Origin of the sequence: Streptomyces sp. NPDC015127 (genome assembly GCF_043080095.1) — a bacterium.
GTDB lineage: Bacteria > Actinomycetota > Actinomycetes > Streptomycetales > Streptomycetaceae > Streptomyces.
In genome coordinates, this window is sequence record NZ_JBIBVE010000002.1 from 375969 (window position 1) to 402668 (window position 26700).

Sequence of the window (26700 nt, forward strand, 5' to 3'; positions counted from 1 at the left end):
GCGGCCCTGGCCGCCGCCCTGTACGCCGTCGCCGCCTTGACACCGCCGCCGGTGGTCCCGCCGTTCTGACGCGAGGGCTCGCCCTGCCCTCGTCGGGCGACCGGCCCTCCTCGGGCGACCGGCTCGCCGATGCCCAGCAGGCTCCCCTCGCTGTCACGGAACCAGGCAGCGCGCTCGCCTCGTGCGCCCTTGCTCGGGTGGCCGGGAGCCTCGTCGCCGCCCTGGCCTGGGCCAGGAGATTCCTGTCGTCTGTGTCGATGTCTCACTGGCCGTGAACGGGGACCGGAAGGCGGGAGGACCGGTGTGCAACTCGCGGGTTGCACCTGGAGGGGGTGATGTGCAACCCTGGAGTTGCATCAATGGCGACGGTGAAGGAGCCCCTCATGAGCGAGGACCGGATCGAACGCGAAACCCTGATCGCGGCATCCCTGGAACGGGTCTGGTCGCTGGTGACCCAGCCCGGGTTCTGGGTCGCCGATGAGGCGAGCCTGCCGGGCACGGTGGCCGAGGAAGGCGACTCGATGGTGGTGAGGAACGCCGAGCACGGCGACTTCCCGGTGCGCGTGGAGAAGATCGAGCCGCCCACGTACGTGGCGTACCGCTGGACCAGTGCGTTCCCCGGAGAAGAGCTCCGCGAGAACAACAGCACCCTCGTGGAGTTCACCTTGACGCAGGAAGGAGACCAGACGCGGCTTCGTGTCGTCGAGAGCGGGTTCGCCTCGCTGGCCGGGTCCGAGGAGCTGCGCAGCCAGAATCTGAAGGACCACGCCGCCGGCTGGCCCCAGTGCTTCGACGCGCTCAAGAAGCGCGCCGAGCAGTCATCCGTGTGACGGACGAACGTCCCGGCGGCGCCGAGGCGGTCGACAGCGTCCTCGTCGCACTGGCCGACCCGACCCGACGTCAGCTGCTGGAGCTGCTGGCCGCCAAGGGCGAGGCCACCGCGACGATGCTCGCCGAACGACTTCCCGTCTCGCGGCAGGCGGTGGTCAAGCACCTCGCCGTCCTGGACGCCGCCGGGCTGGTGTCCGGCCGCCGGGCCGGACGCGAGGTGCGGTACGCGGTGCGCCCCGCGGCGCTGGACGCGACGGCGCGATGGATGGCCGCGCTGGCGGCCGACTGGGATCGACGGTTGGCGAACATCAAGCGCGTCGCCGAGGCGGCGGAGCGGGAGGCGGGAACCAATGACCGATCACAAGACCGGAACACGTGAGGAGTGGCTCGTCGGCCCGGCTCCCCGGCGGCCTCGGCGGCGTCGAGGCCCGCCGCGACGCGGTCGAAGTCCTCGCGAATCGACTCGAAGAGCTTCACCCAGCGGAAGACCGCGATGTCCCCCAGGTCGATGTCGCTCATCAGGAACTTCGGCGCTTCGTCGAGTCGCCCATCGGATGCGAGCAGTTTGCCGAGCTCGATCTTGCAGTCGAGGTTGCGGCCCTGTTCCCAGCCGCGCCGGAACCATTCGGCGGCCTCGGGATCGCCGTTCTCCTTGAGCAGTACGCCGAGTCCGTAGGCGCATCCGGCATGCCGGTCGGCCACGGCGCGGTAGAGCGCCTCCGCCGTCTGCCGGTCGCCCCGGATCTTCCGGTACCGGGCAAGGGTGTAGTGCGAGAAGGCGTCCCCCGCGGCCACCGCCTGCTCCCAGTACGGGATTCCTTCGTCCACGTGATGGCCGAGCACGCAGAAGTCGGTGTGCCGGCGGGCAGTCTTCGCGTCACCGGCGCGCGGGGCGGCGACCAGCGCCTCTCCGCGGGTCTGTATGTCCTGCGTCATGAGCCGCATCGTGCCAGGTGGGGCCAAGTACCGGCCAGTTGGAGGCCGTTGTCCGCCCGCCCGGGCCCGGCCGGCGAAGGCCGCCAGGACGCGCCCTGAGCGTGGATCGATGATGGTGGGTCAGTTGATCGGGAGCTGTCTGTCCGGCTGGTTGGAGTCTTGAATCAGGCACCGGGCACCCCCGTCCGCCTGATCACGATGGGCTCTTCGATGAGCCGCACAGTCGGCGGCGTCCTGGGCACCGGCCGCAGCCACGCGGCCGGGGTGTCCGCAACCTCGTCGAGGAGCCAGTCCCGGCAGGTGCCGTCGAGTGCCAGCGGGTAGAGGGTGAGTGTGCCGTCCCGTGCGATGTGCATCCGCACGAATCCCTTGCGGTCGTCGATGGACTGGCCGGACATCTGCCACTCGGCGACCAGGCCCCGGTCCGTCCACAGCACCCACAGGGCGAAGAGCTGGGAGCCGAGGAACGCGCCCGTCACGGCAGCGACGACCAGCAGTATCGCCAGGAGCCAGAATCCGTTCCATGAGGGTGGGACCGACCGGGCCACGGCGACAGTGACGGACAGTGCCGCGACGGTGACCGCCAACTGAAACAGCACGGCGACGATCGCGCCGGACGGTGCCCTCGGCCGCCGTCCGTGCAGCAGCCCGTTACCCCAGCCGAACACGAAGGGCAGAGCGAAGAGGGCGGCGCTCGTGCAGAGCAGGCCGAGCAGGTCGTCGGTGCCGGCCCTGCGCAGGGCGTCGACGGGATCGAGTCTGCCTTCGGCCAGCGCGAACGCGGCACTCGTCAGAAGGACGAGTACCAGATGCAGGGCCCCGGCCAGTACGGCGAACCCGGGGTTGCGCCGCGGGAGCCAGTACCGCGACCAGGGCTTGGCGATCGCGCGCGCGAGCGAGCGGGACTCCGCCGCATCGGGGTACGTGTGTTGTGCGAGGGCGAATGCCGGCGGCGGGTCGTCCTTCGCCCGCATCCGCGAGGTGGCCGGCGGCAGCGGCAGAGCTTTCGGGAGCCTGTGTGTGGATGCCAGGAACGCGCCGCCCAGGCCGCACGTCACCATCTGGCGCCGCCGGGGATCCGGAGGCAGGGCGTCGTCGGATCCGGGCCGGTCATCGGGCAAGCGTTCCGCGTAGCGGGCGTAGTGGTGCTTGTCGCCGGTCAGCCACAGTCGGATGGACGCGCCCGTGTCCTCGCGTTTCCCGGTCGCCGGGTTGAAGCGGGTCCGAATGATGTTTCGGTCGAACCAGTGCAGGGAGTTGAAGGCGTTGGGTTCCTCGTTGCTCTTCACCCATGTGGGCGCGGCGGAGCAGACGATCACGCTGTCGCCCGGCAGCAGTCGCGTCGAGAGGCAGGACTCGAAGTAGCGCCGCTGCGGATCGTCGAAGTAGGAGCCGAGTTGGCTGTCCAGCCCGACGAGCCACCAGCGCTGAGGCAGCTGCACGGCGAAGTAGCTCCGGGTCTGCCGGGTCTGCCAGCCGCCGATGGGCCTTCCCTGGGCGAACATCCGCAGGAACGCGGTGAGTCCGTCGTACCAGTCGTGGTTACCCGGCAGCACCAGCATGAGCGGCTGGTCCGGTGCCGACGGGAGCGCGGCGCGGTAGGGCCCCTTCATCCTGTCCTCGTACGCTGTCGTGGACGCCACCGGGTACACCTGGTCCCCGCCGAGGACGAGCAGCGAGCCACGAGGGAGCGAGTCGGGCCCGGCGACGGCGAGCCGGGCCGCTGCCAGTGCGGATGCCACCGAGTACGTCGCCTCGAAACCGTCGCCGAGGTCGGCGACGAAGTCGATCCAGATGTCCTCGGCGCCGGGATTCGCCAAGGGTGCCCGCAGGAGATCGGCCTGCAGCGCGCCCTGTATCTCGCGCTTGTCCGAGTAGCCGGCGAACACGGCGGCCAGCCCGACTTTGACCGCCGTACGAGCCAGTTCCTTCGGTGCCAGCCAGCGCACCGGTTCCTGCGGGGTGAACCGCAGCGCCGCCGCGTGCTTGCGCAACTCATGGACGTCCACGATGGCTCCTCCGTCGGCCCGGATCCCTCACACGGGACATGTCGTCGCCGTTCGGCGTCACGTGGCAGCACGGCCATCGGTCACAGCGGTGACCAGGGCAAGAGGTTCTGCGCGTACACATCCCACAGCTTGCCGAAGAAGAACTGCCCGAAGCGCCCCAGCGTGGTTGCCTTGCCGGGGAGCGTTGCCGCTTCGACCCGGAAGGTGGTGAGTTGCTTCAGGAAGTCGGTCGGGCGGATGCGCACGGCTCCCGAGGCCACCAACTCGGCTTCGGACTCTTTGTCGGCATCGACATGCCCACGAACAATGCGCGTGTAGAGGACGGACGTGTCCTTCCAGATTCCCCGACGGGAGTCCTCACTGACGTCCTTGTATCCACTGAGTGTGAGCCGATGACCGGCGCGGTCGGTGAAGAACAAGCGATAACACATTCGAAGGTGTTCCGGGTCGGTGTGCTCCACGAACAGCTGGAAGGTTCCTCGCTCGACCTGAAGGCGTCCGCCCAGCTCCTGGCAGACGATCTCTCCCTGCAGTGAGGCTTCATGCTCCGGACTGACGATGAAGCGGTCCACACCCTGGATGTCGATGGTCAGGTGCAAGGCCATGTCGGCGGCTGCGCCACCCTCCGACGAGGCCCCCGTCCGGTAGTCGTTCTCGCCGAAGCCGACGCGGCCGACCATGCGTTCGGTAAATCGAATGCGGGTCGGGTCGGTGGGGAGGTCCGGAGGGGCACTGGGCTGCCACGGAATCCCCTGGGCCGTGCACCACTGGCGAGCACGACGGACTCCGAGTTCCACGGCCTGGGTGAAACGGTCCCTGCTGAAGTTGATCAGGTAGTTCAGCGGAACCTCGGCGCTCAGCAGCCTGACATCGATCAGGCGTCCGAACTCTCCGTGGTCTCCTCTGCGGATGGCCGCGTTGCTGACCTCGATCCGACGCAGCCAGTGCTTCAACTGACCGTTGGCCACCGTTTCGATGATGTGGAAATAGTTGGCCACGAAGCCGTCCCGCCAGCGGTGCCGTCGGCTGACCGTCCAGATGATCCACAGTTCGTCGCAGCCCCGCCGAATCGCCTCCTCGACGTTTCCATCGGTCAGATAGACCGGGTCGATGTAGGTCTGCCCGTCGATGACGACCGGTGGAAACCACATGGGCAGCGACACCCCGGCACAGAAGCGATCCTCGTCCATGCGGTCGGCGGTCACTGCCTCCAGTTCATTGGCGCTGAAGTTGTAGAGGTTGAAGGTGGCTTCCCGATCGGTGGCCCGGATTCTCTCCCAGTCCAGCCCCCAGTCCGGGAAGACGCGACGCCGATAGCCGTCCAGCGTGAAGAGGGAACGGGCGTACGGCCCCTTCGGCAACTCGCGCCAGTTCGGGGTGACGCCCTTCAAAGGAGAGAGACTGCGCCAATTGTCCGCAATCTCGCGCCCGGACTTCCCCTGGCAGTACATCGCGAGGTTGAAAATGCCTCCGCTGGCGCCGTCGACATGGTCGAATTCCAACTCGGCCTCGTCGAGCAGGACCTGGAGGACCCCCGCCTGGAAAGCCACCTTCAGCCCGCCGCCGGCGAGGATGAGAGATCTGCGCGGGGAGCCGCTGCGGGGCTCGGTGCCCTGTCCGGTCGTCATGAGGGCCTCGTCGGGTTCTTCCGGTGATCCTCGATGATGCGGTCGGCCGACCGGTCGGCCAGCGCCGCGATGGTGAGCGAAGGATTCGGGCCCACGGGACCGGGCATCACCGAGCCGTCGGCGATCGACAACCCCGGATGGCCGTACACGCGCCCGAAGGAGTCCACCACGCCTTCCTGCGCAGTGCGCCCCATTGGCGCGCCACCCAAGGGATGCACGGTGATGAGGCGGTTGAGCCACCACAGTGGATTCGAGGCGTAGCGCCCGCCCAGATCGTGTGACACGCGCTCCATGGTCTCGTTCATCCGGTCGAAGTACTGATCGGACGCGGCCAGATGCCAGTCGAGGTCCAGATGCCCGTCCCGGAGAAACATCCGGCCGTTGGGGACGTCCCTTCCCATGCCGAGCAACGGTAGGGACGTCGCGGTGAACAGCCCCTTGCCCATGGCGTCACCGAGCTGTCGGCCGACACGGCTCTTGGCGGTTCCGGTCAGCTGTGACCAGCCTCGCCGCAGCAGGAACCTCGCGACCCTGTTGGACATGGTGAGGACGTTGTGCTCCACGAGCCAGTTGAGGAATTCCGGGTAACCGGCATCCTCGATGTAGAAACCCCGGGTGGTCTCGCCGTTCGCCTTGCGGTCCATGCGCATCGCACTCGTGATGACCGGGCCGAAACTCGGTTCCAGCATGCGAGGAAGCGTCTCCCCGGGCCGGTCCTGACGCCTTTCGCGTGCTTTGAGCACCAGCCCGAGGAAGTCCCCGTTTCCGGAGAAACGAGTACCCAGCGCCGGGCCGAGTGCAGGAAAGGCGCTGCGGTTTCTCAGCAGCAGATAGGTGGTGCCGAGCGTACCGGCGGAGAGGATCAGCCGTCTGGCCTTGACGGTGCGCCGCTCGGGAGGAGCGAGCGGATCTCCGCCCCCGGCGGCGCCGTGCTCGATGTACGAGACCAGGAACCCCCCTCGGATCGGTTCGAACGAGCGGACCTCACAGAGGGGCCGGATATCCACCCCGAGCCTGTCCCCGGCGCTGAGGTAGGTGAAATCCAGGCTGTTCTTGCTGCCGAAGTTGCAACCCAGGTCGCATTCACCGACAAGTCTGCACGTATAGCGTGGGCTGTGGTGCAGATTGTTCTCACCGCCCTCGATGGGAACGCCGGGCACCGGGGGATCTCCGAAGGAGACGGCCAGCGGCGGAAGCTCCCACGGAAGCCCCAGCCGCGAGGCCGCCTGCTGCATGGCGGCGGTCTTGGGCGTGTCCTGGTAGGGCTTCTCATGGAACGGGTACCGCTGCGCACCCAGCATGATCTCGACACGATCGTAGTGAGGATCGAGATCCTCACGTGTGACGGGCCAGTTCTCGTAGCCCCCGTCGAACGACTCGTGCACGAACCAGCTTTCCGGCTTGCGAATCAGGACATTCGCATAGATCAACGAGCCTCCGCCCAGCCCGCTGGACACAAGGGCGTCGAGCTTCGAGAAGCTCCACATGTCGTACATCCCGTACAAGTGGGAATCCGGATCCCAGAAGTTCTTGGCCGTGTCATGGGGACTGCGTGGAAAAGACCCGGGCGGGAACGGCTTTCCTCTTTCCAGAAGGCATACGCGCAGGTCGGCCTCGGCCAGACGAAATGCGGTCACGGACCCGCCGAAACCCGACCCGACGACGACGGCATCGAAATCGTCCACGCTCGCCACCTCTAGAAGTCCAAGCCCAGGCCTTGACTTCCCCCGTATGCGGCTGCTGCACGCACGACCTCTTTCCATGGTTCACCCGCGTGTGGCGACGCGCACGTCGTAGCGCCGGCCCGCAGCCTCGAGCGCTTCGCAGCCACCGCAACGCGGCGGGGTTGCAGGGCGCCCGCCGGGCCACATCCCAGGTCAGGCGCCCTGCTCCGTGCCGCTAGAAGAAGCCGAGCTTCTTCGGCGAGTACGACACCAGCAGGTTCTTCGTCTGCTGGTAGTGGTCCAGCATCATCTTGTGCGTCTCGCGTCCGATGCCCGACTGCTTGTAGCCGCCGAACGCGGCATGCGCGGGATAGGCGTGGTAGCAGTTGGTCCACACCCGGCCCGCCTGGATCGCCCGGCCCGCGCGGTAGGCCGTGCTGCCGTCCCTCGTCCACACCCCGGCGCCCAGGCCGTACAGCGTGTCGTTCGCCGTGGCGATCGCGTCGTCGAAGTCCGTGAAGGACGTGACGGCGACGACCGGGCCGAAGATCTCCTCCTGGAAGATCCGCATCCTGTTGTCGCCCTCGAAGATCGTGGGCTGGACGTAGTAGCCGCCCGCCAGTTCACCGCCGTGCTCGATGCGCTGACCACCCGTCAGGATCTTGGCACCCTCCTGACGGCCGATGTCCAGATACGAAAGGATCTTCTGCAGCTGGTCGTTGGAGGCCTGCGCGCCGATCATCGTGTCCGTGTCGAGCGGGTGCCCGGGCACGATCTTCTCCGTGCGGACCACCGCCGCCTCCAGGAACTCGCCGTAGCGTCCGCGCTGGATCAGCGCTCGCGACGGGCACGTGCACACCTCGCCCTGGTTCAGGGCGAACATGGTGAAGCCCTCCAGCGCCTTGTCGCGGAAGTCGTCGTCCGCCGCCCACACGTCGTCGAAGAAGATGTTCGGCGACTTGCCGCCCAGCTCCAGCGTGACCGGCTTGATGTTCTCCGAGGCGTACTGCATGATCAGCCGCCCCGTCGTGGTCTCGCCCGTGAACGCGATCTTCGCCACCCGCGGGCTCGATGCCAGCGGCTTGCCCGCCTCCACGCCGAAGCCGTTGACGATGTTGAGGACGCCCGGCGGCAGCAGATCGGCGACCAGGCTCAGCCACACGTGGATGGAGGCCGGGGTCTGCTCGGCCGGCTTCAGCACGACCGCGTTGCCCGCCGCCAGCGCGGGCGCCAGCTTCCATGTCGCCATCAGGATGGGGAAGTTCCACGGGATGATCTGCGCGACCACACCCAGCGGCTCGTGGAAGTGGTACGCCACCGTGTCGTCGTCGATCTCGCTCAGCGCGCCCTCCTGGGCGCGCAGGGTGCCGGCGAAGTAGCGGAAGTGGTCGATCGCCAGCGGAATGTCCGCGGCCAGCGTCTCGCGCACCGGCTTGCCGTTGTCCCACGTCTCGGCGACCGCGAGCTGTTCGAGGTTCGCCTCCATCCGGTCGGCGATCCTCAGCAGGATGCCCGCGCGTTCGGCCGCCGAGGTGCGGCCCCACACCGGCGCGGCCGCATGGGCCGCGTCCAGAGCGCGTTCGACGTCCTCGGCCGTACCGCGGGCGATCTCGGTGAAGGGACGGCCGTCGACCGGGCTCGGATTCTCGAAGTACTGCCCGCGGGTCGGTGCGACGTACTCGCCGCCGATCCAGTGGTCGTAGCGCGACGCGTAGGAGACGACGGAGCCTTCGGCGTTCGGCTGTGCGTATCGGGTCATGTCCAGGGCCTCCCGGTGGGGGCGCCGCCCGCCGTTGGGCGGCGCTCCCGCAGAGGCTAGGAAGCGGAACGTTGCAACGACGTTGCTCGGTGCGGTCTCTGCGAACGGTGCCGCGGTGCGGCGGTCACCCGCGCTGCCAGGCGTCCAGCTCCGCCACGCGCGCCAGCGCGGCCGCCTGCCGGTCACGCGGCAGCACGGACGCCAGCGCACGCCAGGCGGGCAGATCGTCCTCGCCCCACGTGCTGTACGCCCAGTCAGCCAGCAGCGCCGGATCGCCGCGCGCGATCAGCGCCGCCCGCAGCTGGTTGTCCCGCCTCCCGCGCAGCCGGACCACCGCGGGCGCCTGCGACGACGGCAGCAGCGGGCCCGCGTACGCCCCCATCGCGCCCGTCACGGCACCGGACGCCAGCCGTCGCGTCACCGTGTCGAAGTCGGCGTCGACCGGGGCCGCGAGCCGGTAGGGGCGCGAGCGCAGCAGTCCGGGGCCGAGCAGGTGCCGCAGCCGGGACAGTTCCGCGCGCAGCGTCACGGGCGTGACCGTCTCGTCCTCGTACAGCTCCACCAGCAGCTCGTCGCCCCCGATGCCGTCGGGGCGGCCGGCCAGGACGACGAGGATCTCGCTGTGCCGACGGCTGAGCCGCAGCCTGCGGCCACCGGCGACCAGCAACGCCTCGTCCCGCCCGAGCGCGGTCAGCCGAAGGCACTCGGCCGCGGGCGCCGGCGCGAGCAGCGCCAGCTGCGACTCGGCGGCCCGGGCCACGGCGCCGACGAACGCGAGGCTGTGCGGATGGGCCAGCTGGTCCCCGCCGGTGATGTCCACCGCGCCGAGGACGCGGCCCGTGGCCGGGTCGTGGATCGGGGCCGCGGCGCACGTCCACGACTGCACGGGTCTGCGGAAGTGCTCCGCGGCGAACACCTGCACCGGCCGTCCCACGGTGATCGCCGTACCTGGCGCGTTCGTGCCGGCGACCGCCTCGGCCCAGCGGGCGCCGGGCACGAAGTTCATCCGGCTCGCCCTGCGGCGTGTCGCCTGCGGTCCGTCCACCCACAGCAGCCGGCCATGGGCGTCGCAGACGGCCACCAGGTGTCCGCCGTCATTCGCGTACCCACCCGTCAGTTCGCGGATCACCGGCATCACCCGGGCCAGTGCGTGACTGTCGCGGTAGGCGCCGAGATCCTCCCCGTCGAGCTCCACTCCAGCCATGCCCTCCGGGCTGACCCGCGCCCGCGCGGAGCGCCGCCAGGAGTCGGCCACCTCGCGCCGTACGGGCACCTCGACACGGCCCGCCGTCACATACGCGTCGTACGCCCGGCGCAGCGCCGCGCCGCGCTCGGCCGGATCGGCACCGGGCTCCAGGGCCACCCACGCATCGCTCACATCGCCCTCCCGCGCCCATCGTCGCCCGGACGGCGGGGTCCGACAAGAACCGTGCACCGGCCACGCGGCGCGCGGTTCCTGGCGGGATCTCAGGCGAAGTTGACGAGCCGGATGTAGCGGCTCCAGTCCCAGTACGGGCCCGGATCGGTGTGCGTGGCGCCCGGCACCTCACGGTGGCCGATGATGTGCTCCCGGTCCTTGGGAATGCCGTACCGGTCGCAGACCCAGGCCGTGAGCGCGGCCGACCGTTCGTACATCGCGTGGGTGAAGTACGCGGGACGGTCCACCCAGCCCTCGTGCTCGATGCCGATGCTGCGGGTGTTGTAGTCCCAGTTGCCGGCGTGCCAGGCGATGTCGCGCTCCCGCACGCACTGGGCGACGTGCCCGTCCGCGGAGCGCACGACATAGTGCGCCGACACCTTCCTGGCCGGGTCCTTGAAGATCGCCAGGGTGTCCGCGTACGTCTCCTGGGCGACATGGACGACGACGTACCGGACGGGATACGCCGACGGCCTGCTCGACACGGTGTAGTTGGACGCCGCCGCGGGCACCCACTCGGCGTCGGGGAAGTCGGCCGCGAGGGAGGCCGCGCGGGCGTCGGCGTGGGCGGAGGGGGCGGGTACCAGGATGCCGGCGGCGGCCGTCGCGGCGGCGCCCCGGAGCAGAGTCCTGCGGTCCATGGGAGACCTCTCCTCGTGGGGGGGTGGGTCACGGGCGCGGCAGGACGGTGGAGACCTCCCGCAGATGACGGTGCAGACCGCCATGAGGATCCCCTGCCGGCAGCCACTGTTTGCGGATTTTCGCCACACAGGTGTAGTTGGTGTCGCAGACGTTGGCGAGCGGTGCCTCGCCCGCCTGGGTGACCAACTGGTACGCGTCGAGCGTGGACAGGCCGTAGTCCCGGGCGAGCCACTGCACCAGGTCCAACTGCGAGACGCGGAACGCGTCTTCGAGGGGTCGAGCGGAGCCGGTCGACATGATGTGGGTGTCGGACTCCAGCCGGGGCCAGGGCGTCGCCACGCCCTTGAGCAGCTCGACCACGACCACCGTGTTCATCGCGCACTCGACCGCCACACCGCACGTCTCGCCCTCACCCTGGCGGGCGTGTCCGTCGCCGAGGCTCAGCAGCGCGCCCTCGACGTTGACCCCGAGGTAGCAGGTCACCCCCGCACGCATCTCCGGGGTGTCCATGTTCCCGCCGTGCGCGTCCGGCACGAGGGCGGAGCGCACCTCCAGGTTGGCGGGCGCCACACCGACGGTGCCGTGCATCGGGTCCATCGGCAGCTCGATCTCGATGTCGCTGTCGCGGGCGCTGAACAGGCAGGTGCGGCGCGCCCGGTCCAGCTGCCACATCCACACCACCTCCGGCAGCGGCTCCTGGAGCGTGGCCGTGGTGTGCGTGGAGGTGAGGGCGCCGAACAGCGGGACCGTCGTCGAGGCGGCCCAGTCCCCGGCCGGTTCGACGGAGACGAAGTGGACGGCGACCGTGTCGCCCGGCTCCGCGCCCTCCACATGGAAGGGACCGGTCTGCGGGTTGAGGAACGGGAACTCGCACACCCGGGACACCAGGTCCTTCTCCGACCGCACCCGGCCGGCGAAGCAGTCCTCGGTGTACAGGTCGAGGACCGTGCCCGGCGCGATGCGGGCGATCGGCGGCGCGCCGCCGAACGTCCAGGCGTACTCGCCCGCCTCGGGGCGTACGGTCACGATCCGCGGGTCGCTCATCGGCGCACCTTTCCTGTCCGCTCCTGGGTGCCGGCGCCGGGTGCCGGCTCGTCGAGATGGATCCGGCCCGTCCGGGCCACCCGTTCGGGATGCCGCCGCATCAGCACGGCGAGAACGACACAGCCGATGAGCATCCAGACGCCGACGACCGGTCCCGCGTAGGAGACGGGCGGGGTCAGCTCGGTCACGAAGTCGAAGACGGGGATCCGGGCGGCCGTCAGCAGGGCAGGGACGAAGGCGGCGATGCCCAGCAGCGGGAACAGCAGGTGCAGCACGGGGTGGAACGCGTCCCTGCGGCGACGCAGGAAGTACCCGGCGCACGCCAGGTCGGCGACGATGTACACCCCGATGACCACGGTCACGATCACGGTGGCCAGCAGCACGGACGCCGTCACCGGGTCGTAGGCGAAGCCGAGCGCGAGCAACCCGCCGTCCGCATCCCCCGACACCCTCGACTCCTCGTGTCCGCTGACCGGTAAGAGCCTCGCGGGCCCTACGGTACTGGCGTCGGCACGCGAGGCGGAAGACAGCGGCGGGCGTCAACCCGCCAGTTACCGCGAGGAGTTGGCGCCTCCGTCCGCCTCAGCCGCGCGGAGGTGCGTCGGCCGCCCCGGTCAGGCCGAGCCGACTCCGGATCCGGCCGTGCTCGCCGGCGCGGCACTCGGGCGGCCGGCGATTCGGCACCGTCCGGGAGCCGGCTCATCGCCGGTCACCGCCGCCCGGCACCGCCACGACCTTGCGCCGCCACTTCACGAGCAGAGTGGGTCTGCCTCCGGACGCCTACCGGCGTACCTTCCGCAGGCACTCGCCCTGACAGCGTCGGGCCGTTGAGTCACGCGGCGGCCGAGCGGCGCCGGGGGCCGAACCGACTCCCGATCAGCCGACCCCGGCAGCCGGGGACATCGCCGTCAGGACTCCGCCGCTCGTTCGCCCAGTGCGAGCGCCAGTGCCGAGGCGGGATCCGCCGACGCCGGGCCCGCCGGCGCCCACACCGAACGCTCCCGGCGGTACGGCCACCAGTGGCCGTCCGGGCCCAGGCGCAGCTGCACCTGCGCGCCGACCACCGTCCAGCGCGCCGCGCCCGCCGACCGCAACCGCGGCCGGTCGGACTCGTCCGCCTCCGCCCACGCCGCGTCGAGGGCCGCCGTCGCACGTGCCGACAGCGCCGGATCGGGCGTGACGTCGTCCTCCAGGACGGCAAGCGAGGCGGCCCCGCCGTACCGCCACGCCCGCACCGCGAGGTCGAGCTCCGCACTGCTGCGGCCGGTTCCCGCGGCGATCCGGCCGGCGACGACCGGACCCGGGGACGACGCCGCCATGCGCACCGCGTCCTGGTCGGGCGTCAGCGCGGGCGGAGGCGGAGCCTCCTCGTGCCCCGGCGCGAGCGCCGCCGCGAGCAGCACGCGGGCGCGCGCGGCGGCGTCCGCCGCGAGGTGCTCCAGGGCGTCCGGGTCGATCCCGGGCGGCGGAGGCGTCTCCGTGTCCAGCGCAGGTGCGGGACCCGGTTCCCCGGGCAGCGCCGGGGGAGGGGGCAGCGGGGGCAGGATGTCCCGGGCGGCGAACGCCTCGTCGGCACGTACGCCGGCCGCCGCCGCGTCCTCGTCCGTCTGCGTCGACTGCGCCGACGGCGTGGTCGCACGCGCCACGCTGCGCGCCTGCAGCTCGTCCAGCAGCCTCCGCTCCGCGCGACCGCGCATCAGCAGCAGCACGAACGGGTCCTGGTCCAGCAGCCGCGCGACCTGGTAGCAGAGCGCGGCCGTGTGGGGACAGTGGTCCCAGGCGTCACAGGTGCACTCGGGCTCCAGGTCGCCGATACCGGGCAGAAGCTCGACCCCGGCCGCCGCCGCGTCCTCCACGAGATGCGGCGGCATCTCCCGGTCGAGCAGGGCCGCGATGTGCCCCGACCGGTCCACCGCCATGTCGAGGAACCGGTCCCACTGCTCCCCGTCCAGCTCCTGCAGCAGCACGTCGCTGCGGTACGCGGTGCCGTCCCGGTCGCGCACGACCGCGGTGATACGGCCGGGACGCACCGAGACCGCGCCGACCGCACCGGCGCGCGCATGCCCGCGGCCCTTCTTCAGCTGCCGGCCGTCCAGCGCCGTGTCCTCCAGCGCCTTGAGCCAGGCCTGCCCCCACCAGGTCCGCGCGAAGCCCCTGCCCCCCGCGGGAGGCAGGGCCTCGAACGTCCGCTCCACGTCAGGTGATCCGCTCATCGTCCGCTCCCCCGCAGTTCCACCAGTTCCGCCAGTTCGGCGTCGGTCAGCTCCGTCAGCGCCGCCTCGCCGGAGCCGAGCACCGCGTCCGCCAGCTCCCTCTTCCTGTCCAGCATCTGCGCGATGCGGTCCTCGATCGTGCCCTCCGCGATCAGCCGGTGCACCTGCACGGGCCGGTCCTGGCCGATGCGGTAGGCGCGGTCGGTGGCCTGCGCCTCGACGGCCGGGTTCCACCAGCGGTCGAAGTGCACGACGTGCTCAGCCCTGGTGAGGTTGAGCCCGGTGCCCGCCGCCTTCAACGACAGCAGGAACACCGGCACTTCACCGTTCTGGAACCGCTGCACCATGGCCTCGCGCTCGGCGACGGGCGTACCGCCGTGCAGGAACTGCGTCCGTACGCCCCGGCCCGCCAGATGCTCCTCCAGCAGCCGTGCCATCTGCACGTACTGGGTGAACACGAGCACGCTCGCGTCTTCGGCCAGGATCGTGTCCAGCAACTCGTCCAGCAGTTCCAGCTTTCCGGAGCGGTCCGCGATCCTAGGCCGTTCCTCCTTGAGGTACTGCGCGGGGTGGTTGCAGATCTGCTTGAGCCCGGTGAGCAGTTTGACGACCAGACCCCGCCGCTCCATGCCGCCGGCCTCCGAGATCGCGGCGAGGGTCTCGCGCACGACCGCCTCGTACAGCCCGGCCTGTTCGGCGGTGAGGGACACCGTCCGGTCGGTCTCGGTCTTGGGCGGCAGTTCGGGCGCGATGCCCGGGTCCGACTTGCGCCTGCGGAGCAGGAACGGCCGCACGAGCGCGGAGAGCCGGGCGGCGGCCGCCGGATCGCCGCCCTCCACCGCCTGGGCGTAGCGCGTACGGAAAGAACCGAGCCGGCCGAGCAGGCCGGGCGTGGTCCAGTCGAGGATGGCCCACAGCTCGGAGAGGTTGTTCTCGACGGGCGTGCCGCTCAGCGCGACGCGCGCCTTGGTCCCGATGGTGCGCAGTTGCCGCGCGGTCGCCGAGTACGGGTTCTTCACGTGCTGCGCCTCGTCGGCGACGACCATGCCCCACGGCACCTCGCCGAGCCGGGCCGCGTCCAGACGCATGGTGCCGTACGTGGTGAGCACGAACTCGCCCTCGCCCAGGGCGTCGAGCGAGCGGGCGGAGCCGTGGAAGCGCCGCACCGGTGTGCCGGGCGCGAAACGCTCGATCTCCCGCTGCCAGTTGCCCATCAGCGAGGTGGGGCAGACGACGAGAGTGGGACCGGCGGCCGAGGGGTCGGTCTGCCGGTGCAGATGGAGCGCGACGAGGGTGATGGTCTTGCCGAGTCCCATGTCGTCGGCGAGACATCCACCGAGGCCGAGGGACGTCATCCGGTGGAGCCAGTTGAGGCCCCGCAGCTGGTAGTCGCGCAGGGTCGCGGCCAGAGCGGCGGGCTGGGCGACGTCCTGCGGCCCTCCCTCGGGGTCGGTGAGCCGTTCCCGCAGCCGTTCCAGGGGACCGGCCGCCGTCACCTCTACCCGCCGGCCGTCGACCTCCGCCGATCCGGTGAGCACGGCGCCGAGCGCGTCGATCGGCGTCAGCTTGCGGTCCTGGCTGTCCCGGGCCCGCCGCGCCTCCTCGGGGTCGATGAGCACCCACTCGTCACGCAGCCGGACCAGCGGGCGGCCCGCCTCGGCGAGCCGGTCCAGCTCGGACCGGGTGAGCTGCGTGTCGCCCAGCGCGAAACGCCAGTTGAAGGCGAGGAGGGCGTCGGCCGACAGGAAGGACGGCAGCCCGGACGACTCGTGGCCGGCCGCGTCCGCCCCTGCGCCGTCCGCCGGACCCCCGTCCCCGGGACCGCCGTCCGCTGCACCGACGTCGACCGGGCCGACGACCGCGCGGGCCGTCAGACGCCGGGCCAGCTGCCGGGGCCAGTGCACCTTCAGGCCGGTTGCCGCGAGGGCGCGCGTGGCGTCGCCCAGCAGTTCGGCGATCTCCTCGTCGGCGAGTTCGATCGTGTCGGGGACGGCCGCGTGGAGCAGCGGGGCGAGCGGAGGCCAGGCGCGTGCGGCTCGGCGCAGGGCGAGCAGGGCGTCCAGCCGGGCGCGCGGGCCGAAGGCGGCCGCGGAGGGGCCCGTGCCGGCCCAGACGTCGGCGGCGTCGGCGACCAGCGCCGGATCGCTCACACTGTGCATCTGCACCACGGCCCGGAACGCCGGACCGTCGCCGTCCTGCGGATCCGCCGTGTCGAGGCCGAGGACCTCGACGCGCAGGGACAGCCGCACGCCCGCGTCGTGCCCGGCGGCGATGTCGGCGGCCCAGCCCCGGTGGTCGGGCAGCCGCAGCGGCTCCTGCGCCGCGAACGCCCGGCCGCCTGCCGCGAGCGGCGCGGCGGGGCTGCGCGGCAGCCCGTCGGCCACGGCGTCGACGAACTCCCGCAGCAGCACTTGCGGTTCGGGCAGCAGCAGCGGGTCGGCCGCGGGGTCGAGGGGGACCGCGTGTGCGGCGGGAGGCATGGACGCCGCGAGCGTACGCAGCCGGTCCAGGTCCTCGGACGTGAGCGGTCCCATGCGCCAGGCGTCGCTGTCGGTGGCGCTCAGACCGGGCAACAGCAGTCCGCGCGCGGCGAGTTGCAGGGCGAACACCGCGGCCGTGCCCCAGAACGCGGCCGCATCGGAGGCACCGGGCAGGACGCGGGCCCGGGTCAGTACGGGAAGTGCGTCGGCCACGGGCATCAGCAGCGCCGGTGCGGCGGCGGTCCGCACGTCCTCCGTGACGACGGTGATCCGGCCGTGCTCGCCCGCGCGGCACTCGGCGGCAGGCGATTCGGCACCGTCCGGGAGCAGGAAGGCGATGCGGCCGGTCCTGGCCGGATCGCCCGGCAGGAACAGGGCGGGGCAGCGGGCGAGGGCGGAGGCGGCGGATACGGAGAGCGCGGATTCGGCGGGCGGAGACGGCGTTGCTGCCGTGGGAGCCATGGGCACAGGAAGACGTATTCCTCAAATTTGACTACTCGGATCCGGAATCGCCGAGGGTACCCCAACAAAGGCCCGCGCGGGCCCTGTCGGGCTGTGATGCCAGTCACTCTCCGCGTCGGTGCAAAGACGCCAGGTACAGTCGACACCACCCCCGCGGGCGGGGCCTTCCCCCGATCGATCCGGGTGGTGGCGTCATGGTCCGCCGGGCGCCGCGATCCCTACGTTGGGTTCAGGTCGGAACGGTCGTGCATCGGCACGGACGGCACCCGGCGCCTTCCCGGCACAGCAGGCTGCCGGCCATCTTCCGATCCTCAGCTCTCATCTCTCTCAGCTCTCATCTCTCGCGGCTGTCGGCCGTCGGTTGTCCACGGACAGCCGGCCAAGCCCGCCCAGCCCTCCCTCCCGCAGACCGGAGACCATATGCCTCAGGCCAGTGCCACCCTCACGGCCCCTCCCGCCGAGCCGTCCACCCGCGGCGCAGGCCCCGCCGCCCGCGGCCGGGCGGGCGCGGCGAGCGAGTTCTCGCCGCTGCTTCGGACCGTCAAGGAGCAGGGGCTCCTGGAACGCCGGCCGGGTTGGTACGCCCGCGGCATCACCGTGAACCTGCTGGCCCTCGCGGCGGTGATCACCGGCATGGCGCTGACGGGCGGCTCCTGGTGGGTACTCCTGCTCGCCCCGCTGCTCGCGCTGTTCTCCGCCCGCGCCGCCTTCTTCGGCCACGACGCCGGACACGCACAGATCAGCGGCGACCGCCGCAGGAGCAGGCTCATCCAGCTCGTCCACGCCAATCTGCTCCTCGGCATGAGCCAGGAATGGTGGAACGACAAGCACAACCGGCATCACGCCAACCCCAACCACGTCGACAAGGACCCCGACGTCGAGCCCGACGTCCTGGTCTTCACCAGCGCGCACGCCACGGGCCGCACGGGCCTGCGCGGATGGCTCACCCGGCACCAGGCCTGGTTGTTCTTCCCGCTCACCACGCTCGAAGGCATCGCGCTCAAGGTCTACGGATTCCGGGCGGTCTTCTCCCGCACGGCCTCCGTCCGTCAGAGCCCGCGTGAACGGGCCGTCGAAGCGCTCCTGCTCCTCGCTCACGTCGCCGCGTACGCGGCCCTGCTGCTGATCACCATGCCGCTCGCCCAGGCCCTCGTTTTCGGCCTGCTGCACCAGATGGTCCTCGGGCTCCACCTCGGCATGGCGTTCGCGCCCAACCACAAGGGCATGGAGATGCCCGACGGCGAGCACGGCAAGGACTGGGGCCATCTGCGCCGGCAGGTCCTCACCTCGCGCAACATCCGGGGCGGGGCCGTGACCGACTGGTTCCTCGGCGGCCTCAACTACCAGATCGAGCACCATCTCTTCCCGAGCATGCCGCGCCCCCACCTCGCCCTCGTCCGCCCTCTGGTCCGTGCCCACTGCCGCGCCCTGTCCGTTCCGTACACCGAGACCGGCCTGGTCGACTCGTACCGCCAGGCCCTGGGGCATCTGCGCGATGTGGGCGAACCGCTGCGCGGCGGCGCGTAGGGGAACCGGCGGGCGGGCGCGAGCGTTCTTCCCACAGGAGCGGCCACGGCCGCGGAGGAGGCGACGAAAATGTCGACACGTACGAAGATCGTGATCGGGGGAGTGGCTGTCGGCCTGCTCCTGATGCCGCTGCTCGGATTCTGGCTCTCACTGCTGGTGGTGGTCGGCGTGCCGGCCGTGGCCTATCTGATGCTCGACCCGAGCCAGCGCCGCAGGCTGCGCCGCGTCTCCCGCCGCGAGATCGGCCGCTGACCGTCCGCCGGCCGGCGGACCTGACGGGCCGCTGACCGGCCGAGGAGGACCCCCGAGGGGCGGGGGCGGGCCGCAGTGCTGCGGCCCGCCTTCCGTGTGCGGACCGTCGCGTTCCCGCAGAGGTATGGTCGTGGACGATCACTGGCACGGGGAGGGGAGCCCGACGATGGGTGCGGCAGTCACGGCGGTCAGCAGCAACGGGGAGTACACGTTCACCAAGCCGAACCGCGACAGCATCACGCTGCTCGCCGGACTCGGGGTGGAGGGCGACGTCCACGCGGGAGTGACCGTCAAGCACAGGTCGCGGGTCGCGCAGGACCCGACCCAGCCCAATCTCCGTCAGGTGCACCTCATCCACGAGGAGCTGTTCGCCGAGGTGGGGGAGGCCGGTTTCGCGGTGGCCCCCGGCGACCTCGGGGAGAACGTGACCACCACCGGCATCGACCTGCTGTCCCTCCCGGTCGGCACGCTGCTGAGGCTCGGCCCGGAAGCGGTCGTGGAGGTCACCGGCCTGCGCAATCCCTGCGTGCAGATCGACGCCTTCCAGGACGGCCTGCTCAAGCAGGTCGTCGGCCGGGACGCGTCGGGGGCCCTCGTGCGCAAGGCCGGGATCATGAGCGTGGTCAGGACGGGCGGCGTGGTCCGGCCGGGCGATGCCATCGACGTGGAACTGCCCGAGGGCCCGCACCGCCCGCTCGAACGGGTCTGAGACGGCGCTGCGCGAACGGGGCCGGGCCGGGGAGACCCCGGGCCAGGGCCGACCGGGGCGTGCTCGACCGGGCCGCAGTGACCCACGGTCATGCAGGGTGGACTGCCACCTGCTCCAACGCCTCCAGCAGACCGGGGAGTTCGGCCCCTCGTCCCACCGGGATCACCTCGCCCGGCTCCTCGTCCAGCAGGACGAAGGCGATGTCGTCCGTCCTCGCGACCATCGACCAGCCGGGACCGTCGGCACGGATCGTCCGCGCCCCTCCGGGCGCGAACGACGACCGGACCCGTCCGGGCGGCGGAGCCGACTCGGTGTAGGCGCGGGCTTCCCCGAGCGCGCGGCGCACGCCCTGGCTCAGCCCGCCCGACGCCGTCCCAGCACCCGCCTCCGCCGGGCCGGACGCCTGAGACGCCGCCACAGACGCCTCGGAAGCCCCGGACGCCTCGGCGGTGTCGGTGCCGTCCGGTGCGTCGAGATCGGTCTGCTCGCGCCACCGTGCCCACTGCAAGGCGATCTCGTCCGCACCCAGCCTGCGCTGGGCCGGGCCCCAGCGGTCCGTGTCCGGCGGCGCGAGCGGCGGGCGGTCCCCCTCCTCGGGGGCCGGATCGTGGGGGGAGGGCAGGTCGGGCGCGGCGACGGCGACCGCCAGGGGCCAGCCCGGCAGGGCTGCGACCATCGAACGCTCGTCGGGGGAGAGGTCGTACTCCATGCCGCAGTCCCACGAGGCGATGGCGACGGCGACGAGGGACACGTCGTCGACCACCACCGTCCAGCGGGCACCGTCCGCGTCCTGCCCGAGGACCAGCCCGTACCCTTCGGCGTACGGTTCGAGGCCGAGGGCCCGGCAGGCCGCCGGATAGTCGTCGCCGAGCACGCTGGGGAACTGCGCGGGTGTGAGCAGCACCGCGGTCAGCACATACAGCGCGTCGTCTTCGACGGCCTCTTCTGCCCCGGCCACGGCAACCTCCCCGTCCGATCGTTCGTCGGCGCACCTTAACCAGTGAGTAACCCGTGCGTCGAGGGTTCGCGGAGCTAAATCGGTCGGGACGGTTCCGCTCCGGGCAGGCCGAGGAGACCGCGCGCGACCGATTCGACGGGCTCGTTCCGCTCACGGGCGAGGGCTATGACCGCACGGCAGGCGAGTTCGTTGATCCCGAAGACGAGGGCGTCGGGCGCGACCCAGCCCGTGGCCTCGTCGATCCGGTCCCAGTCGTCCTCGACGCTCGCCGCCACATAGGTCGCGGCGGCCTCGAAGACGTTGTGCTGGGGCGGGCGCCCCGCGCCGGACGTCCGGGCGGAACGGGCGGTACGAGCGGTACGGGCGGAACGGGCGACGAAGAACGTGCGGATGCGGGCGAACACGTGGACCACCTTCCCCGAGGAGAGGGCGGCGGATGCCGCCGACGCCTCAAGTCTCCCACTCTCGCACGGGGTTCGAACGGGACGGAGCGGGTGTGCGAACGCGGCATTGCGTGCGCGCCGCTCTTGGTTCCTCGGGACCCCTGCCGGAGTGCTCAGGACCCGCTGTCCTCGCGTACGGCCAGCGCCAGGAAGCGGTCGTCCCGGTCCGTGTACGAGGTCATCCGCCATCCCGAACCGGCAAGAAGCGGACGCAGGTTGGGCTCCGCCCGGAGATCGTCGTCCGTGATCGCGCGGCCGTGGCGGGCGGCGAGCGCGGCCCGGCCGATGGGGTGGAAGAGGGCCAGCGCGCCGCCCGGCCTTACGACGCGTGCGAGCTCGCGCAGGTTCTCCGCCGGGTGCGGCAGATGGGAGATCAACCCCGCGCCGAACACGGCGTCCAGTGATCCGGAGCGCAGCGGAAGGCGGGCGACGTCGCCGAGCAGCAGCAGCCCGCTGCTCCCGCGTCCCGCCCGCCTGGCCTCGTCCAGCATCTCGGGCGTGAGGTCGAGGCCCAGGACGCTGCCGCGCGGGCCCACGGCGGCGCGCAGCGGTTCCAGCGCACGCCCCGTGCCGCAGCCGGCGTCGAGCACCCGGTCGCCGGGGCGCAGGCCGAGGTCCGCGACGGCGGCGGCGTACGCGGGTCCGTCGTCGGGGAACCGGCTGTCCCAGCGTGCGGCGCGCGCGCCGAAGAACTCCTGCACCTGAGTGTGGTCGTCGGCCATGGGGCCATGATCCGCCATGAGGGGGCGGCGCGTCACCCGGCCGTTCTGCGCACATGTTCGGACGGTGCACGATCGTTCAGGAACATCTCTCCGTCATATTCCATCAGCTTGCGAAGTGCGCCCGGCGTACGCCCCCATGAGGGCTAGCGTCCCTGGGCCATGGGACACCTGGACCACGCCGCATTCGGCATCCTGACCCCCGCGCTGTCGTACCTCATGGCCGTCATCGGCGCCGCCCTCGGGCTGCGCTGTACGGTGCGCGCCCTGAGCACGACCGGCCGCGCCCGGCGGAACTGGCTGCTCACCGCCGCGTCCGCCATCGGCACCGGCATCTGGACCATGCACTTCGTCGCCATGCTCGGCTTCGCCGTGCGCGGCACCGACATCCGCTACGACGTGCCGCTGACCGTCCTCAGCCTGCTGGTCGCCGTGCTCGTCGTCGGCGCCGGCGTCTTCTGCGTCGGCTACGGCCGCGACCCGGTACGGGCCCTGCTGATCGGCGGCCTGTCCACCGGCCTCGGCGTGGCGAGCATGCACTACCTGGGCATGGCAGCCCTTCGGCTGCACGGGAGCGTGCACTACGACCCCCTGCTGGTCGCCCTGTCCGTCGCTATCGCCGTGGTCGCCGCGACGGCGGCCCTGTGGGCGGCCCTCCACATCAAGTCGCCGCTCGCCGTCGCCGTCGCCTCGCTCGTCATGGGCGCCGCCGTCAGCAGCATGCACTACACCGGAATGCTCGCCGTCTCGGTGGACGTGGCCCCGGTGGCGGGGCGGCTGCCCGGCGCGGGGGCGATGCAGTTCATCTTCCCGCTCGCCGTCGGGCTCGGGTCCTACCTCTTCGTCACCGCCGCGTTCGTGGCGCTCTCCCCGACGGCGGGCGAACGCGCCGCGTACGTGTCGGCGGGCCGGGACGAGGACACCGACCAGGACCACGACATCCCGGGCAAGGCGATGGGTGCCGCCCCGCCGATGGCGCCCGGCCCCACCGGGCCCATCGCCGCAGCTCCCTCGGCGCCGGCCCCCACGACGACCGCCTGACCGGTCGGCCGCATCCCGCACCTCTGCGGGGGCCGCCTGATCGGGGCGGTACCGCCCCGCACCACTGCCGGGGGGCCGCCCTACCCGGTCGGCCCACCGCCCACCACCCATGGCGACCGCCTTACCGGTCGGCCCACCGCCCACCACCCATGGCGACCGCCTTACCCGGTCGGCCCACCGCCCACCACCCATGGCGACCGCCTTACCCGGTCGGCCCACCGCCCACCACCCATGGCGACCGCCTTACCCGGTCGGCCCCACTCCGCCCCACCACACGCGGCGACCGCCCGACCCGTCGGGCCCGACCCGCCCCACCACCGCGGGGCCGCCCGACCGGCCGACGGCCACGGCCGCCGGTCCCGCATCCGGAACGAGGAGGCCATGCGCACACCCCGCAGGATCCCGGGCGACGACACCCGGGCCCCGAACCCGCCGCCCACCGGGCCGGCAGCCCGCCGGCGGCGCGCACACGCCGGGGCACCCGCGGTCGAACACACCGGGCAACGGCCGGAGCCGCGGCCCGGCTCCCGCCCCACGGCCCGGCGCCGCCTCCTCCCGCGGCCCCGCACCGTACGCGCGAAGATCATCTCGCTTCTCATGGTGCCCGTGCTGTCCCTGCTCGCGCTCTGGGGCTTCGCGACCGTGACCACCGCTCAGGACGTTGCACGGCTGCGGCAGTCGCAACGCGTCGGCGAGCAGATCGGCGAACCGGTCGCCGCCGTCGTCGCCGCCGTACAGGCCGAACGCCGGGCCGCCCTCCATCGGATCGCCTCCCCCTCCACGGACCGGGACGCCGCGCTCACGTCGGCGTCCCGGCGCACCGACAGCGCCGTGCGCCGACTGCGCCTCGACGAGCGGCACACGGTGGCCGCGGGCGGGGAGACACCGAGCGAAGTGGCCGCGCGTCTGGACGAGTTCGTCACGCTCGCGGAGAGGCTCGGGCCGACGCGCACGGCCGCCGCCGACGACAAGATCGCCTGGAACAGCGCGTATGAGACCTACAACGGCGTCGTCACCGCCGGCCTCGCCGTCGGCGGTGCCGTCGCGGGCGTCCACGACAGCGGCCGCGCCTCCGACGCCCGTGTCCTGCTCGAACTCGACCGGGCCGGCGACATGCTCGCCCGCGAGGACGTACTCGTGACCTCGGCCCGGCTCACCGGCTCCTTCGACGCCCACCGGCTGCGCCTGTTCACCGGCGCTGCCGCGGCCCGCGCGGCACTCACCGAAGGCGCGGCCGCCGACCTGCGCGGCCCCGCTCGCGCGGCCTGGCAGAGACTCGCCGGACAACCCGCCTACCGGCAGCTGGCCGTCGCGGAGCAGCGCGTGGCCGCGGCCCGCGCGGGCCGCGCGGCGGCCACGGCCGTGCCCGCGGACACCTGGGAGCAGGCCCGCACCGCCGTCGGCAACGGAATTCGCGGCATCGGGAGCGACGCCCGCCGCAGCGCCACGAGCGACGCCGACCCGGTCGCGGCCGGGCTGCTGACGCCGGCAGGAGCGGCCGTGCTCCTCGGGCTCGCCGCCGTCGCCGCCTCCCTCGTCATCTCCGTACGCATCGGCCGAGCGCTCGTCGTCGAACTCGTCTCCCTGCGCAACAGCGCTCTGGAGATCGCCCGGCGCAAGCTGCCACAGGCCATGACCCGACTGCGCACCGGCGCGCCGATCGACATCCGCGCCGAGGCACCGCCCGGCACCGCGACCGACGACGAGATCGGGCAGGTCGGTGAGGCCCTCGCGACCGTGCACCGCGCGGCGCTCAGCGCGGCCGTAGAACGCGCCGAACTCGCCGGCGGCATCTCCGGCGTCTTCGTCAACCTCGCCCGCCGCAGCCAGACCCTCGTCCACCGCCAGCTTGCGCTGCTCGACGCCATGGAACGCCGCGTCGACGATCCCGGCGAACTCGGCGACCTCTTCCGTCTCGACCACCTCACCACCCGGATGCGCCGCCACGCCGAGAGCCTGATCATCCTGTCCGGCGCCGCCCCCGGCCGCGCGTGGAGCAGGCCCGTCCCGCTGACCGGCGTCGTGCGCGCAGCCGTCTCCGAGATCGAGGACTACGCGCGCGTGGAGGTCCGGCAGCTGCCCGAGGCGGCCGTCCTCGGCGCGGCTGTCGCCGACATCACCCACCTGCTCGCCGAACTGGTCGAGAACGCGGCCCAGTTCTCCCCGCCGCACACCAAGGTGCGCATCACCGGCGAGCCCGTGGGCAACGGCTACGCACTGGAGGTCGAGGACCGCGGGCTGGGCATGGGACAGGAAGCCCTCGCCGAGGCCAACCGCAAACTGGAGGAGTCGCAGGCGCTGGACCTCTTCGACAGCGACCGCCTCGGGCTGTTCGTCGTCAGCCGCCTCGCCTTCCGTCACGGCATCAAGGTGCGGCTGTGCACCTCGCCGTACGGGGGCAGCACGGCGGTGGTGCTGCTGCCGACCGCACTGCTGCAGGGCGCCCTGCCCGCGGGCGCGGGCGGCGGCCGCGGGCCTGGACCGGCGTCCCGCGTGCCGCAGGGCCGGGAGCAGTCGCAGGGCCGGGACCAGGGGAGCACCCGCGCGTACCCGCCGGGTGAGGGGCGGACCCCTGGGCTTCGCGTCGACAGCCCCCGGGCGGACGAGTTGACGGCAGGCCACGCACGGCCCAGGCCCGTACCGAACGCCGTCCGCGCCCCCTCGGACGCCCCAGCCGGGCCCTCGACACGGGCCGCAGGACCCGGGTCGCCCCCGGCCGGAGCCCGGGACGCGCAGCAGGCGCCGCCCGCCGCGGTCCGCGCACTGCGGCCGCGTGGCGTCCAGGCGCCGGCCGCAGAGGGTGAACTCCCGCGCCGGATACGCCAGTCCCACCTCGCACCCCAGCTGCGTCAGGCCCCGCAGGAAGCCCCGCCGAGCAGCGCCCCGCCCGCCGACGGCTCTGCCGACCGCAGTCCCGATGTCGTCCGCGCCCGGATGAACGCGTACCGCAGCGGCTGGGTGAGGGGCGGCGGCGCAGCGCCCGGATCTTCCCGCCCTGGCGCCCCCGGGGCGCACCGGGATGCCCAAGAGCCCCACCGCGACCTTCAGCCCCACCCCGCCCCTCAGCCCCACCGCGACCGCCGGTCACTCCCCGGCAGCGAAGGAGACCGAGCATGACCGAGCACGAATCAGCCGTGGCCCCTTACCGATTCGGCGACCTCGACTGGCTGCTGGACGATCTCGTCCTGCGCGTGGCCGAGGTGCGGCACGCGGTCGTGCTGTCCGACGACGGACTCCCCGTCGGCGCCTCCGACGGTCTGTCCCGCGAGGACGCCGAGCATCTCGCGGCCGTGGCCTCGGGCTTCCACAGCCTCGCCAAGGGCGCGGGACGCCACTTCCACGCCGGCGGCGTACGGCAGACGATGGTCGAGATGGACGACGGCTTCCTCTTCGTGGCGGCAGCCGGAGACGGCTCCTGTCTCGCCCTGCTGACCGCCGTCAGCGCGGACATCGGGCTGATCGCCTACGAGATGGCCCGCCTCGTCAACCGTGTCGGTGAACACCTGCGCACACCGGCGCGCGTCAGCACGCCATGAGCGGCACCGCCGAGCCCACCGGCAGCCAGTGGTACGACGCGGACGCGGGACCGCTCGTCCGCCCGTACGCGATGACCGGCGGGCGGACCGAACCGGGCCCCGGCCATGTCCGCTTCGACCTCATCGCCCTGGTCGTCGTGGACGACGACGCGCCCGGGTCGGACGATGTCTCGCTCCTGGGTCCCGAGCACCGCACGCTGCTGGCGCTGTGCCGGTGCGAGACGCAGTCCGTCGCGGAACTCGCGGCCGACGCCGACCTGCCCGTCGGTGTCGTACGCGTGCTCCTCGGCGATCTGCTGGCAGCCGGGCACGTGAAGGTCAGCCGCCCCGTGCCGCCCGCACAACTGCCCGAGGAAAGGATCCTGCGTGAGGTCATCGAGGGCCTGCGCGCCCTGTGACGGCTGCGGCCGGTACGCGGGCCGGAACCCCG

The 26700-nt window shown here is 72.1% G+C and carries 23 protein-coding genes and 1 pseudogene; 10 read left to right on the forward strand and 14 right to left on the reverse strand.

Annotated features, from left to right (window positions below):
* Nucleotides 1–116: 116 nt before the first annotated feature.
* Nucleotides 117–200, reverse strand: a pseudogene (locus ACF08N_RS04960) (VOC family protein); the annotation flags it as partial.
* Between the two features lie 183 nt (nucleotides 201–383).
* Between ACF08N_RS04960 and ACF08N_RS04965 the strand changes: the two are divergent.
* From ACF08N_RS04965 to ACF08N_RS04975, 3 genes are read left to right on the forward strand one after another with little or no spacing between them, the layout of a single operon-like run.
* The gene (locus ACF08N_RS04965) at nucleotides 384–830 is read left to right on the forward strand and encodes an SRPBCC domain-containing protein (protein WP_392323182.1); all 447 of its coding nucleotides are present in this window, start codon (nucleotides 384–386) and stop codon (nucleotides 828–830) included.
* A complete protein-coding gene (locus ACF08N_RS04970; protein WP_392323183.1) occupies nucleotides 827–1210 on the forward strand; it encodes an ArsR/SmtB family transcription factor in 384 nt (127 codons plus the stop codon). Before ACF08N_RS04965 ends, ACF08N_RS04970 begins: the two co-directional genes overlap by 4 nt.
* The gene (locus tag ACF08N_RS04975; protein ID WP_392323184.1) at nucleotides 1207–1866 is read left to right on the forward strand and encodes a hypothetical protein; all 660 of its coding nucleotides are present in this window, start codon (nucleotides 1207–1209) and stop codon (nucleotides 1864–1866) included. Before ACF08N_RS04970 ends, ACF08N_RS04975 begins: the two co-directional genes overlap by 4 nt.
* A 65-nt stretch (nucleotides 1867–1931) precedes the next feature.
* Here ACF08N_RS04975 and ACF08N_RS04980 read toward each other — a convergent pair whose 3' ends face one another.
* The 10 genes from ACF08N_RS04980 to ACF08N_RS05025 all read right to left on the reverse strand — a co-directional run bounded on the left by ACF08N_RS04980 (nucleotide 1932) and on the right by ACF08N_RS05025 (nucleotide 17085).
* Nucleotides 1932–3776 (reverse strand): hypothetical protein, encoded by a 1845-nt coding sequence (locus tag ACF08N_RS04980; RefSeq protein ID WP_392323185.1) that lies wholly within the window; start codon nucleotides 3774–3776, stop codon nucleotides 1932–1934.
* An 80-nt stretch (nucleotides 3777–3856) separates the two neighbouring features.
* Nucleotides 3857–5404, reverse strand: coding sequence for a patatin-like phospholipase family protein (locus ACF08N_RS04985; protein WP_392323186.1), 1548 nt, complete (start codon nucleotides 5402–5404; stop codon nucleotides 3857–3859).
* Nucleotides 5401–7089: a GMC oxidoreductase gene (locus ACF08N_RS04990; protein WP_392323187.1), complete on the reverse strand. Its 1689-nt coding sequence runs from the start codon at nucleotides 7087–7089 to the stop codon at nucleotides 5401–5403. The genes ACF08N_RS04985 and ACF08N_RS04990 overlap by 4 nt, the downstream gene beginning before the upstream one ends.
* Nucleotides 7090–7303: 214 nt before the next feature.
* Nucleotides 7304–8827, reverse strand: a complete 1524-nt coding sequence (gene adh, locus ACF08N_RS04995) for an aldehyde dehydrogenase (protein ID WP_392323188.1) — start codon at nucleotides 8825–8827, stop codon at nucleotides 7304–7306.
* 124 nt (nucleotides 8828–8951) lie between these two features.
* Entirely contained in the window at nucleotides 8952–10205 is a 1254-nt protein-coding gene (locus ACF08N_RS05000; protein WP_392323189.1) for a GAF domain-containing protein, read from the reverse strand.
* Between the two features lie 89 nt (nucleotides 10206–10294).
* Entirely contained in the window at nucleotides 10295–10885 is a 591-nt protein-coding gene (locus ACF08N_RS05005; RefSeq protein WP_392323190.1) for an N-acetylmuramoyl-L-alanine amidase, read from the reverse strand.
* Nucleotides 10886–10913: 28 nt separating this feature from the next.
* The gene (locus tag ACF08N_RS05010; RefSeq protein ID WP_392323191.1) at nucleotides 10914–11930 is read right to left on the reverse strand and encodes an acetamidase/formamidase family protein; all 1017 of its coding nucleotides are present in this window, start codon (nucleotides 11928–11930) and stop codon (nucleotides 10914–10916) included.
* The gene (locus tag ACF08N_RS05015) at nucleotides 11927–12379 is read right to left on the reverse strand and encodes a hypothetical protein (RefSeq protein WP_392323192.1); all 453 of its coding nucleotides are present in this window, start codon (nucleotides 12377–12379) and stop codon (nucleotides 11927–11929) included. Before ACF08N_RS05015 ends, ACF08N_RS05010 begins: the two co-directional genes overlap by 4 nt.
* 459 nt (nucleotides 12380–12838) lie before the next feature.
* Entirely contained in the window at nucleotides 12839–14143 is a 1305-nt protein-coding gene (locus tag ACF08N_RS05020) for an SWF or SNF family helicase (RefSeq protein WP_392323193.1), read from the reverse strand.
* Nucleotides 14140–17085, reverse strand: a complete 2946-nt coding sequence (locus ACF08N_RS05025) for a DEAD/DEAH box helicase (protein WP_392323194.1) — start codon at nucleotides 17083–17085, stop codon at nucleotides 14140–14142. The genes ACF08N_RS05020 and ACF08N_RS05025 overlap by 4 nt, the downstream gene beginning before the upstream one ends.
* A gap of 420 nt (nucleotides 17086–17505) precedes the next feature.
* On the opposite strand from ACF08N_RS05025, the gene ACF08N_RS05030 reads away from it, so the two are divergent.
* The 3 genes from ACF08N_RS05030 (at nucleotide 17506) to ACF08N_RS05040 (ending at nucleotide 19573) form a co-directional block, all read left to right on the forward strand.
* Nucleotides 17506–18612 (forward strand): acyl-CoA desaturase, encoded by a 1107-nt coding sequence (locus ACF08N_RS05030; protein WP_392323195.1) that lies wholly within the window; start codon nucleotides 17506–17508, stop codon nucleotides 18610–18612.
* 69 nt (nucleotides 18613–18681) lie between these two features.
* A complete protein-coding gene (locus tag ACF08N_RS05035; protein ID WP_392323196.1) occupies nucleotides 18682–18864 on the forward strand; it encodes a hypothetical protein in 183 nt (60 codons plus the stop codon).
* Nucleotides 18865–19030: 166 nt separating this feature from the next.
* Nucleotides 19031–19573 carry an MOSC domain-containing protein gene (locus tag ACF08N_RS05040; RefSeq protein ID WP_392323197.1) on the forward strand — a complete coding sequence of 181 codons (543 nt, stop codon included), beginning with the start codon at nucleotides 19031–19033 and terminating at the stop codon, nucleotides 19571–19573.
* Nucleotides 19574–19661: 88 nt separating this feature from the next.
* Here ACF08N_RS05040 and ACF08N_RS05045 read toward each other — a convergent pair whose 3' ends face one another.
* From ACF08N_RS05045 to ACF08N_RS05055, 3 genes are all read right to left on the reverse strand, one after another.
* Nucleotides 19662–20531 (reverse strand): hypothetical protein, encoded by an 870-nt coding sequence (locus ACF08N_RS05045; protein ID WP_392323198.1) that lies wholly within the window; start codon nucleotides 20529–20531, stop codon nucleotides 19662–19664.
* 74 nt (nucleotides 20532–20605) lie between these two features.
* The gene (locus ACF08N_RS05050; RefSeq protein WP_392323199.1) at nucleotides 20606–20935 is read right to left on the reverse strand and encodes a hypothetical protein; all 330 of its coding nucleotides are present in this window, start codon (nucleotides 20933–20935) and stop codon (nucleotides 20606–20608) included.
* A 152-nt stretch (nucleotides 20936–21087) separates the two neighbouring features.
* On the reverse strand, nucleotides 21088–21696 hold the full coding sequence (locus tag ACF08N_RS05055) for a class I SAM-dependent methyltransferase (protein WP_392323200.1): 609 nt from the start codon (nucleotides 21694–21696) through the stop codon (nucleotides 21088–21090).
* A gap of 159 nt (nucleotides 21697–21855) precedes the next feature.
* Here ACF08N_RS05055 and ACF08N_RS05060 point away from each other — a divergent pair, with 159 nt between their 5' ends.
* The 4 genes from ACF08N_RS05060 to ACF08N_RS05075 all read left to right on the forward strand — a co-directional run bounded on the left by ACF08N_RS05060 (nucleotide 21856) and on the right by ACF08N_RS05075 (nucleotide 26668).
* Entirely contained in the window at nucleotides 21856–22734 is an 879-nt protein-coding gene (locus ACF08N_RS05060) for an MHYT domain-containing protein (RefSeq protein WP_392323201.1), read from the forward strand.
* 381 nt (nucleotides 22735–23115) lie between these two features.
* On the forward strand, nucleotides 23116–25851 hold the full coding sequence (locus ACF08N_RS05065) for a nitrate- and nitrite sensing domain-containing protein (protein ID WP_392323202.1): 2736 nt from the start codon (nucleotides 23116–23118) through the stop codon (nucleotides 25849–25851).
* Nucleotides 25848–26270: a roadblock/LC7 domain-containing protein gene (locus tag ACF08N_RS05070; RefSeq protein ID WP_392323203.1), complete on the forward strand. Its 423-nt coding sequence runs from the start codon at nucleotides 25848–25850 to the stop codon at nucleotides 26268–26270. The genes ACF08N_RS05065 and ACF08N_RS05070 overlap by 4 nt, the downstream gene beginning before the upstream one ends.
* Nucleotides 26267–26668, forward strand: coding sequence for a DUF742 domain-containing protein (locus ACF08N_RS05075; RefSeq protein WP_392323204.1), 402 nt, complete (start codon nucleotides 26267–26269; stop codon nucleotides 26666–26668). The genes ACF08N_RS05070 and ACF08N_RS05075 overlap by 4 nt, the downstream gene beginning before the upstream one ends.
* The last annotated feature ends 32 nt before the right edge of the window (nucleotides 26669–26700 follow it).